The organism is Actinoplanes sp. NPDC023801, assembly GCF_040639655.1.
Classification (GTDB): domain Bacteria; phylum Actinomycetota; class Actinomycetes; order Mycobacteriales; family Micromonosporaceae; genus Actinoplanes.
In genome coordinates this window covers 256,921-271,866 of sequence record NZ_JBFAAI010000005.1, presented here as the reverse complement: position 1 = coordinate 271,866, position 14,946 = coordinate 256,921, and the positions used below count along the sequence as shown (strand labels likewise).

Sequence of the window (14,946 nt, the reverse complement as noted above, 5' to 3'; positions counted from 1 at the left end):
GGTGGAATGGCGAATGTGCACCGCCCGGCGGTAAGGGTGATCTGTTTCGACGCGGACGGGCGCGTCCTGTTGATGAACTGGGAGGACCCGGTCTCCGGCGGGCGCCTGTGGGAGCCGCCCGGCGGCGGCATCGACCCGGGGGAGACACCTTTGCAGGCGGCCCGGCGCGAACTCGCCGAGGAGACCGGCCTCGACCCCGGCGCGATCACCGAGCACTACATCGACGTCCAGCGCGACACCGTCTGGAAGGGGACCCACTTCGTGGGCCCGGAGCAGTTCTTCACGGCGTCCTTTCCCACGTCGCGGCCGGTGGTGGTCCGGGAGGGCCTTCTTCCGTACGAGCAGAGCGAGCTTCTCGCCCACGCCTGGGTCCACCTCGCCGACTTCGCAAAGCTGCCGGACCGCCTCGAACCCCCGTCCCTCGCCGAGATAGTCCTCCAGCTCGGCGGGTAGAGCTTTTGCCGGTTTTCGCGAGGAGTGTAGGCGGGCGGAGAACACGTACGGGCGGCCGGAAAAGTGTCGTACGGGTGTTCGATTATGGGTGGCGTGCCGGACGTCATGCAGGAATTGGCCGATCTCGCCGCGCAGGCCGCGGCGCGGTGGCTGGCGCCGTTGTCACAGGACGAGCTGCTCGCGTTCCTCGACACCGCGCACACCGCGCAGCAGATGCTTCACGCGGCCGTTCTGCATGCCGTACGTGAGGCCGATCGCCGTGGTGTGCCCGCCGCCCAGCACGCCCCGTCCCCGCAGGCGTGGCTGCGTGGCCGCTTACGGGTCAGTCCGGCCGCCGCGCACCGCCTGCTCGCACAGGCGACCACGCTCGAGCGGACCCCCGCACTCGACGCCGCGGTAGCCACTGGAAAGGTGAACGCCGAGCAACTCGGGATCATCGCGGCCGCCCTCGCCGATCTGCCGTCCGAGCTCGATCCGCAGACCCGCACCCGGGCCGGCGCCATGCTCACCGACTGGGCGGAACACCTCGACCCCGGCGGCCTGCGCATCGCCGGCCGCCGGGTGCTGACCCACGTCGCGCCCGACGCCGCCGACGCCGCCGAGGAGCGCTGGCTACGGCGGACGGAACGCGAAGCCCACGCCGACCGCTACCTGACCATGAGCCCGGCCGGCGGTGGCCGGGTACGTGTCCGCGGACTGCTCGACACCGAGGCCGCCGCCGTGGTCACCGCGGCCCTGGACCCGCTCTGCAAACCGGACACCGCCGAAATCTCCCGGACCGGTGCCGCACGCACGCCCGGTCAGCAGCGAGCCGACGCCCTCGTCGACGTGTGCCGCCTCGCCCTCGCCGAGGGCGGCCTGCCGGAGAACGGCGGCGATCGTCCGCAACTCACCGTCACCGTCGGCTATGACCCGCTGTGCGCGAAACTCGGCACCGGCCTGCTCGACAACGGTGAACCCCTGTCCGCCGGTACGATTCGCCGACTCGGCTGTGACGCCCGCGTCCTGCCGGTCGTCCTCGACGGCGACAGCCAGATCCTCGACGCCGGCCGCACGCGCCGCACCGCAACCGGCACCATGCGCCGCGCTCTGAACGCCCGCGACAGAGGCTGCGCCTTCCCCGGCTGCGACCGCCCACCCCGCTGGTGCGAGGCCCACCACATCGTCAGCTGGGCCGATGGCGGACCCACCGACCTGAGTAATCTCGTCCTGCTCTGCGGCTTCCACCACCGCCTCATCCACGACGACACCACCTGGGACGGTGCCGCGCAGGTCGTCATCGGGCGAGATGTTGCCGGACATCTCGCTGCCGGATCTGTCACTGTCGGACATGTTCGTGCCCGGCAGGGCGGCGCCGGATGGCAGGTCCGGCTGGCGGCTGACGGGCACGCCGAGTTCCTTCCGCCGGCGTGGCTCGATGCCGACCGTCTGCCCCGCCGCAACAGCTATCACTTACGTATATGAGTCATCGCTGAATGCGGCAGCGTGCTGCGACATGGTCAGGGCCGCGGCTGACGACGATTCGGGTTCAGCCGTTGTCGTGGCGGTGACTGGTTCGGCCTTGGGGGCGCACAGGTTCTTGTGTCTCCGGCGCCTTGTGCTGACTGACCCCGAGCGGGCCATGGACTCGGCGCTACAGCACGTCTTTGCGGACGGCCGGACCGGTTCCCCGCGCTGACCGCCGTCCTGACGCCTTCCGGCCCTGACATCTTCCCCGCGCTGACCTGCCGGGGCCGCGGGCAATATTGAGCGCTGGAGTTCGGTCTGCCCGCATCCTTGACGGCATCGGGGTGCTGATCCCGGCCCGGTGCCCGGATACCGCTGCGGCCTGAGCTGGGCGGCCGCCATGCGGCCATCTGGGCGGCTGCCACACGATTGGATGGGCGGTTGTCATGCGGCTGGCCGGCGGCGTCAGAGGGGAGTGAGCCAGGCGGCTGTGTCCGGCGGCAGGAGGGGCTGGCCAGTCACGGCGTCGCGGGTGAGAGGGCCACTGGTCAGCAGGATGTCACCGGTCGGGAGGGGAACCGGGGTCTTGCCCATCGCGACCACGAGGGTGAGCTGTGGGCGTTCGGCCAGCAGGCGGTCGTCGTGGTCGACGGTCAAGGTGACCGGGTCGTCGGGGGAGAGACGCAGATCGCGGCGTATGGCGATCGCCTTTCGGGTCAGCGGCAGCGTTGGTGAGGTGAGGTGGTCATCCCATCCGGCCGGGACGGGCAGCCACGGGGGTGCGGCGCCGGGCGGTGAGAAGCCGTCCGGCCAGGGGAGTGGAACTCGGCAGCCGTCCCGGGAGAACCCGTGGCCGTTGAAGTTGCCGGGACCACCGAATTCGCTGGGGCCACGAGAGCTGCTGGGGCTACAAGAGCTGCTCGGGCCCTGAGAGCTGCCGGGGCGATGAGAGCTGCCGGGACAATCACGACTGCCGGGATGATCAGAGTTGCCGGAACTGTCGGGGTTGGCGGGACCGTTGTGGCTGCTGGAACGGTGCCACGCGGGGTCTTGACGGGCGTGTGCGGGCACGTCGGCTTCCGGCAGGCTGTACTCCTGGCCCTGGTAGAGGTAGGTGGCGCCGGGTAGCGCAAGAATCGTCAGCAGGGCCGCGCGGGCCCGGTCGGCGTTGCCGTAGCGGGTGGCGGTGCGTACCACGTCGTGGTTCTCCACCACCCAGGTCACCGGACGGTGGGACAGCAACCGCGTGGCGGTGTCGCGCCAGGACAGCGCGTCCCACGGGGCGATCAGGAACTGGAAGGCGAACGACTGGTGCAGCCGGTCGTCGCCGACGTAGGCGGCGGCGCGGTGCGGGTCGAGGTTGACCTCACCGATCAGGGCGCGCGGGGGATCGTACCCATCGGTGATCTTGCGCCAGCGGCGATAGACGTCGATGGTCTCCGGCTGGTCGCAGGCGTGGGGGTTGCCGCGCAAGCGGCCCGGTTCGGGAGTCGTGCCGGGTGGAAGCGAGGGCAGACCGGGCGCTTTGAACAGCCCGTGCGCCACGTCGATGCGCAACCCGTCGACTCCGCGGTCCAGCCAGAAGCGCAGCACCTCGTCGAAGAACGGCGCGGTGCGCGGGTCGCGCCAGTTCCAGTCGGGTTGTTCGGGGGCGTAGAGATGCAGGTACCAGGATCCGTCGGAGACCTGGGTCCACGCGGGGCCACCGAAGACGCTGGGCCAGTTGTTCGGCGGCTGATCGGCGGAAGGACCGGTCGGCGCCTCTTCGGGAGCGCCAGTGGGGGCGCCGACGGGAGTGCCAGCGGAGGTGCCGCCAGGAGTACCGACAGGAGCGCCAGCGGGGGTGCTGACAGGAGCGCCAGCGGGGGTGCCGTCAGGAGCGCCAGTGGGGGTGCCGTCAGGAGTGCCAGCGAGGATGCCGTCAGGAGTGCCGGCGGGAGTGTCGGCGGGGGTGCCGTTGAAGTGGAATCGGGCGCGGGCCGTTGGGTCCCCGGCCAGTGCCCGCTGGAAGACGGGGTGCTGATCGGAGCAATGGTTGGGCACGATGTCGACGATCACGCGCAGACCCAGTCCGTGGGCGCGGGCCACGAGCGTGTCGAACGCGGCCAGGTCACCGAAGAGTGGGTCGACGTCGGTGTAGTCGCTTACGTCGTACCCATGGTCCTTCTGGGGTGAGCGCTGGAACGGGGTGAGCCAGATCGCGTCCGCGCCGAGCCCGGCGATGTGATCGAAGCGGGCCGTCAGGCCCGCGAGGTCGCCGACGCCGTCACCGTCGCCATCCGCGAAGGATCGCGGATAGACCTGGTAGACGACGCCGCCGGCCCACCACACCGTCTGATCGTTCCCGGCGCCCGAATGCCGCCGGTCTTGTTCGCCGCGGTTTTGATCGCCGCGGTTTTGATCGCCTCGGTCTTGTTTGCCGTCGGTCCCGGCTGTCGTCGGCACCGGTCAGCGGCGGTGCCCGCGTCCCTGGAACTTGGCGATCAGGCCGCGGAGACGCTGTTGGTTTTCCGGCTTGGCGAGCTGGCGGCGGCCCTGCTCGGTGAGCTGCCGGCCGCGCGGGCTGTGGAGGAAGGCCTGGATGCGTTGCGTAATGGTAGCCATGCCCTCAATGTGCCCAGCCGGGGCGCGGCGGAATCATGGCGGAGCGTCACGTTCCGGGGAATGCTGGGCGGGAACTGCCTGTGAGACACCACCTGTGGATCTACCAGCCGGGAGATCTACCAGCCGTGAGTGTGGCCAGCGTGAGTTTTGCCAGCCGTGAGTTTTGCCAGCCGTGAAGGTGAGGAGCTGCTGTGGAGACCGACCTGTTCATTGCCGGGAAGTGGGTGCCGGCCTCGTCGGGGAACCGGTTCGACGTGTCGGACCCGGCGACCGGCGACACGATCGCCTCGGTCGCCGACGGCGGGGAGGCGGACGCGATCGCCGCGGTGGACGCGGCGGCAGCGGCGGGCCCGGGATGGGCGGCGACACCTCCGAGGGTACGGTCGGAAGTTCTCCGCAAGGCGTTCGAGCTGATGACCGAACGCGCTTCTGACCTGGCGAAACTGATCAGCCTCGAGAACGGCAAGGCGCTCACCGACGCGAAGGGCGAGGTGACGTACGCGGCCGAGTTCTTCCGCTGGTTCGCCGAGGAGGCGGTGCGTGGCGAGGGTGCGGTCGCGACCGCACCGTCCGGCGCCAACCGGATCCTGGTGGTCCGGCAGCCGGTCGGGGTGTGTGTGCTCGTGACGCCGTGGAACTTCCCGGCCGCGATGGCCACCCGCAAGATCGGCCCGGCGCTGGCGGCCGGCTGCACGGTGGTGCTCAAGCCGGCGAGTGACACCCCGCTGACCGCGCTCGCGATGGCCGCGATCCTGGCGGAGGCCGGTGTCCCCGAGGGCGTGGTGAACGTGTTGCCGTCGCGCAGCTCGGGCAAAGTCGTCTCGGCGATGCTGCGGGATGCCCGGGTCCGCAAGTTGTCGTTCACCGGTTCCACCGAGGTGGGCCGGATCCTGCTGGCCCAGGCTGCCGACAACGTGGTCAACACGTCGATGGAGCTGGGCGGCAATGCCCCGTTCGTGGTGTTCGCCGACGCGGACCTGGACGCCGCGGTGGACGGCGCCATGATCGCGAAGATGCGTAACGGCGGGGAGGCCTGTACGGCCGCGAACCGGTTCTTCGTCGAGAGCCCGGTCGCGGCCGAGTTCTCCCGCAAGCTGGCGCAGCGCATGTCGGCGCTGGTCGTCGGGCCGGGCACGGACGAGAAGACGCAGGTCGGCCCGCTCGTCAACGAGGACACCGTGGCGAAGGTGGACAGCCTGGTGAAGGGCGCCCTCGACGGTGGCGCCGAGGCGGTCATCGGCGGCAGCCGGCCGGAGGGGCCGGGCTTCTACTACCCGCCGACGGTGCTGACCGGGGTGCCCGCGGATGCGCCGATCCTGCGGGAGGAGATCTTCGGGCCGGTCGCACCGATCGTCACGTTCACCGGTGAGGCGGAGGCGGTACGGCTCGCCAACGACACCGAGTACGGCCTGGTCGCTTACGTCTACACCCAGGATCTGGCGCGCGGGTTGCGGGTGAGCGAGGCGATCGAGGCCGGCATGGTCGGCATCAACCGCGGGCTGGTCAGCGATCCCGCGGCACCGTTCGGCGGGGTGAAGCAGAGCGGTATCGGCCGGGAGGGCGGCCACGACGGTCTGCTGGAGTACCTGGAGAGCAAGTACATCGCCGTGAACTGGTAGAACCGTGAACCGGCAGAACCGTGAACTGGTGGAGCCGTGAACCGGCAGCGCTGTCAGCCGGCAGCGCTGCCGGCCCGGATGGTCTTCCACATGCGGACCAGCGGGACGGGGGCGCCACCACGGTCGTCGTGAAGATGCTCGACGACGACGAACCCGGCCGCGGCATAGAGCGGCTGCCCGGACATGGTGCCCATCAGCTCCACGGCCCGGAAGCCCTCCGCCGCCGCGGCTTCCTCGCAGGCGGCAAGAATCATCCGGCCGATGCCCCGACGCGTGTGGGCCGGGTCGGTGTACATGGCGCGTACCCTCGCCGGGTCTTTTGCGGGATCCAGCAGCGCCGCGTCGCGCCCGGTGGTGTGGTCGCCGCCGTAGAGGGTGGCACGCCGGCTCCACCCGCCGCACCCGCGAATTGCCTCACCGCCGCCGCCGCTGCTCTCGACGACGGCGAAATACGTGCCGTCGTCGATGAGCTGGGTGTCCAGGCCCATGATGGCGGCGCTGGCAGCGATCTGCGCCTCGGTGAGGAACTCCTTCTGCAGCTCCGCGATGGCCGCCGCCATCAGCTTGTGCAGCGCGGGCAGGTCGTCGCGGGTGGCGAGCCGGACGGTCAGCGTCATATCGCCCATTCTTGCGTCATCTCTTCTCGGGTCGCGGAATCGCCACACCGGACTTACCGTCATTGATGTAACCCAGCCGTAACCGGGGGTGACGTCTCATGACGACGGGGTCGAGATGCGTTTCGAGATGGGTCGCTGCGGCGTCCACGCTGATACTGACGGCGTCCGCGCTCGCCGGCTGCGGCGACGACGCCAGCCATCCGGAGGGTGAGACGCTCACTGTCTGGAGCCTGGAGAACCTGACCGACCGGATCCAGGCGACCCAGAAGATCGTCGACCGCTTCACCGCCGACACCGGCATCCAGGTGAAGCTGGTCGCGACCGACGAGAACCAGTTCAGCAGCCTGATCACCAACGCCGCGGCGGCCGGCACGCTGCCCGACGTGGTGGGGGCGTTGCCTCTCGCGGCGGTGGCGCAGATGCACACCAACGAACTGGTCGACACCGACGATGCCAAGGCCGTCGTCGATCAGCTCGGGGCGGGCGGCTTCTCTCCCCGCGCGCTGGAACTGACCAGCCAGGACGGCGCACAGCTGGCGGTGCCGTCGGACGGCTGGGCGCAGTTGCTGTTCTACCGCAAGGACCTGTTCCAGGCGGCCGGCCTGCCGATTCCGGAGACGTACGACGCCATCCGTGCCGCGGCGGAGAAGCTGAACAGCAAGGACGTCGCCGGAATCACGCTGGCGACGGTCGGGAACGACGCTTTCACCCAGCAGACGTTCGAGAACCTTGCGCTCGGCAACAACTGCCAGCTGGTCGACGAGGCCAAAGCTGTGCAGTTGCAGTCACCGGCCTGCGTGGAAACGTTCCAGCTCTACGCCGACCTGGTCCAGAAGTGGTCGGTGCCGGGCGCGCAGGACGTCGACACCACCCGGGCCACCTACTTCTCCGGCAAAGCGGCCATGGTCATCTGGTCCTCGTTCCTGCTGGACGAACTGGCCGGGCTCCGCAACGACGCCCTGCCCACCTGTCCGCAGTGCGCGGCCGACCCGCAGTGGCTGGCGAAGAACACCGGCGTGGTCACCGCGATCGCCGGGGCCGGCGGGCAGCCCTCGCAGTACGGCGAGATCACCAGCTGGGCGATCACCCGGGACAGTCCGCGCTCGGACGCTGCCAAGCGGTTCGTCGCGTACATGATGAACGAGGGGTATTCCGACTGGCTGGGTATCGCCCCGGAGGGCAAGATCCCGGTCCGTACCGGGGTTGCCGACTGGAACAAGCTGCCGGCCGGGGTGGACACCAAGAAACCGCTCGGCGACATCTATCCCGCCGACTTCCTCACCGCGTTGCAGGAGAGCCCGGGTACGTTCCAGCGCTGGGGATTCCCGCAGAAACAGGGGCAGCTGGTCGGCGCCACGCTCGGCGAGCTGCCGGTACCCGAGGCGATCAACGGCCTCGCGAACGGTGAGGTGGACGCTGCCGGCGCGGCGAAGCGTGCCGCCGACGACGTCACGGCGATCCAGAAGTCCCTGGAGTGAGCCGGCCGCTGACCGCCCGGCAGCGGGAGAACCGGGCCGGGCTCGCCTACCTGTCCCCGACGCTGGTGGTGGTGCTGGTCGTCGTGGTGCTGCCGATCCTCTGGACGGTCATGCTGGCCTTCCAGCGGATCCGGCTGATCAATCTGCGCCGGGCCGGGGTCTTCGGCGAGTACACCCTGGCGAACCTCGAGACGGTGCTGTCCTCGCCGGGGTTCTGGTCGTCGCTGTGGACCACCCTCGTCTACACGATCGGCTCGACCGTCGGATCGATCATGCTGGGCCTGGTCGCGGCGCTCGCCCTGCGCGGCCGCTTCCGGGGGCGGACGATGGTCCGGGCGTCGGTGCTGCTTCCGTACGTGGCTCCGGTGGTGGCCGTGGCGTTCGTGTGGAACGTGTTGCTCAGCCCTCAGTTCGGGCTGGTCAACGACTGGGGTGTGCGGTTCCTCGACTGGGACCGTCCGATCGCTTTCCTCAGTCAGCGCGAATACGCGCTGTTCACCGTGATCGCCTTCGAGACGTGGCGGTATTTCCCGTTCGCCTTCCTGTTCCTGCTGGCCCGGCTGCAGGCGGTACCGGCTGATCTGGAGGAGGCCGCGCGGGTGGACGGCGCCGCACCCACCCAGATCTTCCGGCACATCCTGCTGCCCCAGCTCGGTGCGGTGATCGCCCTGCTCAGCGTGCTGCGGTTCATCATGACCTTCAACAAGTTCGACGACGTCTATCTGCTGACCGGCGGCGGCTCCGGCACCGAGGTGGTCAGCGTCCGGGTGTACGAGTTCCTCACCGCACGCTTCGACATCGGCGCCGCGGCCGCCCAGGCGCTGGTCCTGGCCGCCGGACTGGTCGTGCTGCTGGTGATCTATCTGCGCTTCCTGGCCCCGCGGGTGGACCCGCGAGAGGAGGAGTGATGGACCGGGCTGCTACTGACCGGGCTGGTACTGAGCGGGCTAGCACTGAGCGGGCAAGAACTGAGCGGGCCCCGTTCGACCGGGCTTCCTTCGAGAACCGCGTGATCCGGGTGCTGCGGCCGATCGTGATCACGGTGCTCGCGGTGATCACGCTCTTCCCGTTCCTGTACATGCTGTTGCTGTCGGTGCGGCCGATCGAGGAACTGCTGCAGAACCCGGGCCGGCTGTGGATCGAGCCGTCGGAGTGGACCCTGCGCACGTACCGGGAGGTGCTCACGTCCTCGGACGACGGCGGCCAGGGGTTCCTGCGGTTCCTGGCGAACTCGGCGATCGTCTCGGCGGCCGCGACGGCACTGACTCTGCTGGTTTCGATCCCCGGGGCGTACGCGGTGGCCCGCCTGCGGTTCTTCGGCCGCCGGCAGGTGCATTTCCTGTTCCTGGCGGTCTACCTGTTCCCGTCGATCCTGCTGGCGATCCCGCTGTTCGTGCTCTTCACCCGGCTGGGGCTGCGTGGCTCGCTGGCCGGGTTGACGCTGGTGTACATCGCGCAGACCGTGCCGGTTTCGATCTACATGCTTCGCAACTACCTGACCACGATCCCGGAGAGCCTGGAGGAGGCCGCCGCGGTCGACGGGTACAGCCGCCTTCAGACGCTGCGGAAGGTGGTGCTGCCGCTGGCCGCTCCGGCGGTGATGGCGAACGCCCTCTACGTATTCATGATCGCCTGGAATGAATTCCTGTTCGCGTTGCTCTTTCTCGTGGAGGATCGAGCTGATTGGACCGTCTCCCTCGGCCTGGCGCAGCTCTCCGGCGGCATCGAGGTGAGCAAAACCGTCCTGATGGCCGGTTCCGTGGTGCTCACCCTGCCTATTGTGATCATCTTCTTCGCGGCCGAACGGCTGTTGACCGAGGGACTTACGGCCGGTGCGGACAAGGGATGATCAGTCAACTTTCCTCTAACTCTGAGCAATCTTCACAAATACTTAGAGTGATTGTTGGCAGTAGCCCCGCAGAAATGAATAATCTTGTTCTCCGGCCCCCACCCGACGATGATCACGTTGTGCGCTGACCGATACTTGGCGGACCGTTCCCAGCGCCCACCGCATCTCGGGGAACCCTGAGAGGACACAGATCGCATGCGCAAGTCTTTGCTCGCCCTGGTCGCCGCCGGCCTGCTGACGACTGCCACGCTCACAGGCTGTGATGACGGGGGCGACACCGGTGACACCGGCAGCGACAGCGCAGCGACTTCGAACGGTGGGAGCGAAACCATCACCGGCGATGTCGGCATCGGTGTGATCCTGCCCGACACCAAGAGTTCCGCGCGGTGGAGCACGTCCGACCCGGCCTTCCTGCAGGCGGCGTTCGAGAAGGCCGGCGTCAAGGCCCAGATCGTCAACGCCGAGGGCGACAAGGAAGAGTTCAAGCGGCTCGCCGACACCCTGCTCGACAAGGGCGCCAAGGTGCTCGTCATCGCGAACCTGGACGCGGCCAGCGGCAAGGCCGTCATCCAGGACGCGCGCAGCCGCGGCGTGCCGGTGATCGACTACGACCGGCTCACCCTCAACGGCGGCGCCGACTACTACGTCAGCTTCGACAACGAGAAGGTCGGCGTCCTGCAGGCCACCGAGCTGAAGAAGTGCCTGGCCGCCAAGAAGATCGCCAACCCGGTGGTCGCCTCACTCAACGGCTCGCCGACCGACAACAACGCCTTCCTGTTCAAGGACGGCTACGACTCGGTGCTGAACCAGCTGTTCAACGACGGTGAGTTCCAGAAGGGTCCCGACCAGTACGTGGCCGAGTGGGACAACGACGAGGGCCGCGAGATCTTCTCCCTGATGTTGAAGCAGTACCCGAACCTGGACGGCGTCCTGGCCGCCAACGACGGCCTCGGCAACGCGGCCATCGAGGTGCTCCGGGAGAAGGGCCTGAACGGCAAGGTCCAGGTGACCGGTCAGGATGCGACGACCGAGGGCTTGCAGAACATCCTCGCGGGAGACCAGTGCGTCACCGTGTTCAAGGACGTGAAGCTGGAGGCGAACGCCGCCGCCGAGCTGGCCGTCAACCTCTTCCAGGGCAAGAAGGTGCCGGCCGCGGCCAAGCTGAAGGACCCGGAGTCCGGCCTCTACATCCCGTTCGTGAAGCTGGAGCCCCAGGCCATCACCATCAAGAACATCAAGACGGTGGTCGAGGCGGGCTTCGTGGACGTCAACACCCTCTGCAACGCGAAGTTCAAGAGGGCCTGCCGCAACGCCGGCATCATCAAGTAGGACAGCTTCAAGGTAGGACGATGCCCACCCGGGCCCTCCGAGGGCCGGCCGGCCCGCTCAGTCCGCGATCCGGATCCGGACCCGGCGGTTCTGCCGGCCCTTGCTCTCCACCTTGACCACTTCGACCCGCCCGACCTGCGCGGTCGAGGCGACGTGGGTGCCGCCGTCGGCCTGCACGTCCAGGCCCACGATGTCGATCACCCGGATCTCCGGGTGATCCAGCGGTGGCAGCGCGTCCTGGGTGCGGACGAGCGTGGGAATCTCCAGTGCCTCCGCCCGTGGCAGCACCCGTGCCACGATCTTGCGGTCGGCGGAGATCTCCGCGTTGACCGCCTCCTCCAGCGCCTGCTTGAAGCCGGGCGGCACCTCGGGCAGGTTGAAGTCCATCCGGGCTTCCCCCGGCTGCATGTTTCCGCCGGTCACCAGGGCGCCGAAGTCACGGAACACGGTGCCGCAGAGAATGTGCAATCCCGAGTGGGTACGCATCAAACTGTTGCGCCGATCGTCGTCGAGCGCGCCCCGCACCGTCGTCCCGGCCGCCGGCACCGGATCACCGGGCGCCGGGATCAGGTACTGCTCGTCGCCCTTGCGGGTGTCGACGATGCGGGTGCGCACGCCTTCCCAGAGCAGCACGCCGTGGTCCGGCGGCTGCCCGCCACCGCCCGGGTAGAAGGCGGACCGGTTGAGCACGATGCCGGCCTCCGGATCAGCCGGGTCCGACCACACCACGGTGCAGTCCCACTCACGAACGGTCGGGTCGATCCAGTCCAGACGCTCCGTCACGAACCCGACTCTATCGCCCCGGGCCGTGACCGTGCCGGATCAGTGCCGGCCCTATCCGCGCCGCCCCTGTTCCTGCCCCGCCTGTTGCGAACTGCTCAGCACCACCTGATGTGAACTGCTCAGCACCACCAGACGGCTCGTGGCGCGCGTCATCGCCACGTACCGGTCGACCGCGCCTTCGATGCCATCCCCGAACGAGTCCGGGTCGATCAGGACCACGAGGTCGAACTCGAGCCCCTTCGCGAGTGACGGCGTCAGGAACCGCACCCGGTCCCGCGTCGGCATCGACTCCACCGGCATCGTCCCCGCCGGCATCGTCCCCACCGGCATTGACCCCGCGGGCATCGTCCCCGCCACGGGGACCGTGCTGTCACTGATCACGCAGGCGATCCCCTCGGCGTGCGTGGCCAGCCACGACTCCAGGATCGAGTCCAGCTCCGCCACTGAGCCGTGGTGTACCGGGATGCCGCTGCTGCGGATGGACATCGGCACGTTCGCGTCCGGCAGAGCGGCCCGGATGACCGGCTCGGCCTCCGCCATGACCTCCTCCGGCGTCCGGTAGTTGACGGTGAGCGTGGCCAGTGTGATCCGGTCCGGCCCGGCCTGCCCCAGCCCAACGCGTCCCGGCCCGGCCTGCCCCAGCCCCGCCTGCCCCAGTCCGGCCCCGCCCAGTCCGGCCCGCCCCAGGCGTTCCTGCCAGGACTCGGTGAAGCCGTGCCGGGCTTGCGCGCGGTCGCCGACCACGGTGAGACTGCGCGACGGGCACCGGGACAGCAGCATCTGCCACTCTGCGTCGGTCAGCTCCTGCGCCTCGTCCACCACCACGTGCGCGAACGGCCCGGCCAGCAGATCCGGGTCGGCGCCCGGCAGCACGCTGCCTTCGGCCAGCACCTCCCGCAGATCCTGTTGGCGCAGCATCGTCATCAGACCCTCGCCGTCGTCGTACTCGTTGGAGGCAATCAGATCGTCGATGACACGGTCCATCTGCCGGCGCCCGGCGGCGACGGCGGCCCGTTCCCGGCGCCGCCGACCGGAAGCGGACGAGTCACCGAGCCGCTGCCGCAGCGCGTCCAGCAGCGGCAGGTCCGCAACGGTCCACGCCCGCGGGTCCGGCCGCTGCAGTCGGCGGATGTCGTCAACGGTCAGCCAGGGCGCGCATTTGCGCAGGTAGGCGGGTACCGACCAGAGATCGGCGAGCACATCGGTGGCCTTCAGCATCGGCCAGGCCCGATTCAGGGCGGTACGCAACTCACGGACGCCCCCCGAATCGGTACGGCCCGAACCGTTGCCGCCTGAATCGTGGCGCTCCAGCTCGGCCTCGCTCGCACCGGACCGTTCCGCGACGATCGCGAGCAGTTCCTCCCAGATCTGTTCGCGGGCCTCGTTGTGCGGTGTGCCCCGGTCCGGTGCGTCGAACGCGGTCGCCCAGTCCTGCGCGGTCAGGCGTACATCACCCTCGTCCGTGCCGACCGTCATGCCGGTGCCCGGCGGCTCCTCGTAGAACCGCACCGCCGTCTCCATCGCCCGGACCAGCTCGGCCGACGACTTGAGGCGGGCCACCTCGGGATCGGTCTCGGCCACTGCCACGGCGCCCTCGGGCACGAGATCGCGTACCGTGCACGTCTGCACGTCGTCCTCCCCGAGATTCGGGAGTACGTCGGCCACGTACGCCAGATAGGGCTCGTGCGGCCCGACGAACAGCACGCCGCCGCGTCCCCGGCCCAGCCGTGGGTCGGAATAGCGCAGGTAGGCGGTACGGTGCAGAGCCACGACAGTCTTGCCGGTGCCGGGACCGCCGTCGACCACGAGCACCCCGGCCGACCCGGCCCGGATGATCGCGTCCTGGTCGGCCTGAATGGTGCCGAGCACGTCCCGCATCCGCGGCGACCGGCTGCTACCCAGGCTCGCGATGAACGCCGACTGGTCGTCGAGTGCCGCATGCCCTTCGACGCTGTCCGGGTCGAGCAGCTCTGCGGTGAACAGCTCGTCCCAGTAGTCGGTCACCCGGCCGGCCGTCCAGCGGTAGCGGCGACGGCTCTTCAGACCCATCGGGTTGGCGTGGGTGGCGCCGAAGAACGGTTCCGCGGCCGGCGACCGCCAGTCGACGAGCAGCCGATCACCGTCGCCTCCGGTCCCGCCACCGGTGTTCGGTCCGCCCGCCTCGTCCCGTCCGTCTGCCCCGTCCCGCCGGCCTGCCCCATTCAGTCCGTCTGCCCTGCTCAGTCCGTCTGCCCTGCTCAGCCCGTCTGCCCTGCTCAGTCCGTCTGCCCTGCTCAACCCGGCTGCCTGGTGCAATCCGTCGCCCGTCAGTCCCAGCCGGCCGACGTAGACGGTGCGGCCGTCGGCGTAGACCATGCGGCCCAGGCACAGGTCCAAGCTGTATCGGCGGAGCGCGCGCAGCCGGGAACTCAAACGGCGCACCGCGTCGTCGCGGTCCACGGCCTGACGGCCCTTGCCGGCCGGGGCCCGGCGTTCGGCGTCGAGGCGGGCGGTCAGATCGGCGATCGACCGTTCCAGGCTCCCGGCTATGGTCGCGAAGTGTTCGTCGTCCGCGGCGATCAATGCCGGTACCGCCTTGGCGGCGAGCCGCTCGGGCAGATCGAAAGCGCTGGTGATGGGCAGGTTCAAGGCTTCCCCGTTCCGCAGATCTCGGGCGCCCGGGATGGGCTCGAGCGATGATTCTGCGCCGGGAATAGGGTCTTGCGGCAAGCCCCCAGGCGTGCTATAGCTTAGAAGTGGCGGAGGGAAGTAGTTCCCGATCCGCCCTT

The 14,946-nt window shown here is 69.2% G+C and carries 12 protein-coding genes; 8 read left to right on the top strand and 4 right to left on the bottom strand.

All coding sequences use genetic code 11. From position 1 onward, the window contains the following. The first annotated feature begins 6 nt into the window (after positions 1–6). Together AB0G04_RS13170 and AB0G04_RS13165 are read left to right on the top strand one after the other, a co-directional pair. The gene (locus tag AB0G04_RS13170) at positions 7–453 is read left to right on the top strand and encodes an NUDIX domain-containing protein (RefSeq protein WP_360981443.1); all 447 of its coding nucleotides are present in this window, start codon (positions 7–9) and stop codon (positions 451–453) included. A gap of 93 nt (positions 454–546) precedes the next feature. Continuing rightward, positions 547–1,917 carry a DUF222 domain-containing protein gene (locus AB0G04_RS13165; protein WP_360981440.1) on the top strand — a complete coding sequence of 457 codons (1,371 nt, stop codon included), beginning with the start codon at positions 547–549 and terminating at the stop codon, positions 1,915–1,917. Positions 1,918–2,364: 447 nt separating this feature from the next. Here the strand turns inward: AB0G04_RS13165 and AB0G04_RS13160 are convergent, their stop codons facing one another. Beyond that, positions 2,365–4,230 (bottom strand): alpha-amylase family glycosyl hydrolase, encoded by a 1,866-nt coding sequence (locus AB0G04_RS13160; RefSeq protein ID WP_360981437.1) that lies wholly within the window; start codon positions 4,228–4,230, stop codon positions 2,365–2,367. Between the two features lie 24 nt (positions 4,231–4,254). On the opposite strand from AB0G04_RS13160, the gene AB0G04_RS13155 reads away from it, so the two are divergent. Together AB0G04_RS13155 and AB0G04_RS13150 are read left to right on the top strand one after the other, a co-directional pair. Continuing rightward, on the top strand, positions 4,255–4,587 hold the full coding sequence (locus tag AB0G04_RS13155) for a hypothetical protein (protein WP_360981434.1): 333 nt from the start codon (positions 4,255–4,257) through the stop codon (positions 4,585–4,587). Between the two features lie 107 nt (positions 4,588–4,694). Next, on the top strand, positions 4,695–6,122 hold the full coding sequence (locus AB0G04_RS13150) for an NAD-dependent succinate-semialdehyde dehydrogenase (protein ID WP_360981431.1): 1,428 nt from the start codon (positions 4,695–4,697) through the stop codon (positions 6,120–6,122). Between the two features lie 53 nt (positions 6,123–6,175). On the opposite strand, the gene AB0G04_RS13145 is transcribed toward AB0G04_RS13150, so the two are convergent. Next, positions 6,176–6,739, bottom strand: a complete 564-nt coding sequence (locus AB0G04_RS13145; protein WP_360981428.1) for a GNAT family N-acetyltransferase — start codon at positions 6,737–6,739, stop codon at positions 6,176–6,178. A gap of 98 nt (positions 6,740–6,837) precedes the next feature. Here AB0G04_RS13145 and AB0G04_RS13140 point away from each other — a divergent pair, with 98 nt between their 5' ends. The 4 genes from AB0G04_RS13140 to AB0G04_RS13125 all read left to right on the top strand — a co-directional run bounded on the left by AB0G04_RS13140 (position 6,838) and on the right by AB0G04_RS13125 (position 11,395). After that, a complete protein-coding gene (locus AB0G04_RS13140; RefSeq protein WP_360981425.1) occupies positions 6,838–8,217 on the top strand; it encodes an extracellular solute-binding protein in 1,380 nt (459 codons plus the stop codon). Beyond that, positions 8,214–9,125, top strand: a complete 912-nt coding sequence (locus AB0G04_RS13135; protein ID WP_360981422.1) for a sugar ABC transporter permease — start codon at positions 8,214–8,216, stop codon at positions 9,123–9,125. Before AB0G04_RS13140 ends, AB0G04_RS13135 begins: the two co-directional genes overlap by 4 nt. Before the next feature lie 101 nt (positions 9,126–9,226). Beyond that, positions 9,227–10,066: a carbohydrate ABC transporter permease gene (locus AB0G04_RS13130; protein ID WP_360981419.1), complete on the top strand. Its 840-nt coding sequence runs from the start codon at positions 9,227–9,229 to the stop codon at positions 10,064–10,066. Positions 10,067–10,261: 195 nt separating this feature from the next. Then, positions 10,262–11,395 carry a substrate-binding domain-containing protein gene (locus AB0G04_RS13125; protein WP_360981416.1) on the top strand — a complete coding sequence of 378 codons (1,134 nt, stop codon included), beginning with the start codon at positions 10,262–10,264 and terminating at the stop codon, positions 11,393–11,395. Positions 11,396–11,452: 57 nt separating this feature from the next. Here AB0G04_RS13125 and AB0G04_RS13120 read toward each other — a convergent pair whose 3' ends face one another. Beyond that, positions 11,453–12,178 carry an alanyl-tRNA editing protein gene (locus tag AB0G04_RS13120; protein ID WP_360981413.1) on the bottom strand — a complete coding sequence of 242 codons (726 nt, stop codon included), beginning with the start codon at positions 12,176–12,178 and terminating at the stop codon, positions 11,453–11,455. Positions 12,179–12,229: 51 nt separating this feature from the next. Beyond that, positions 12,230–14,806, bottom strand: coding sequence for an RNA polymerase recycling motor ATPase HelR (helR, locus tag AB0G04_RS13115; RefSeq protein WP_360981410.1), 2,577 nt, complete (start codon positions 14,804–14,806; stop codon positions 12,230–12,232). Positions 14,807–14,946: the final 140 nt, after the last annotated feature.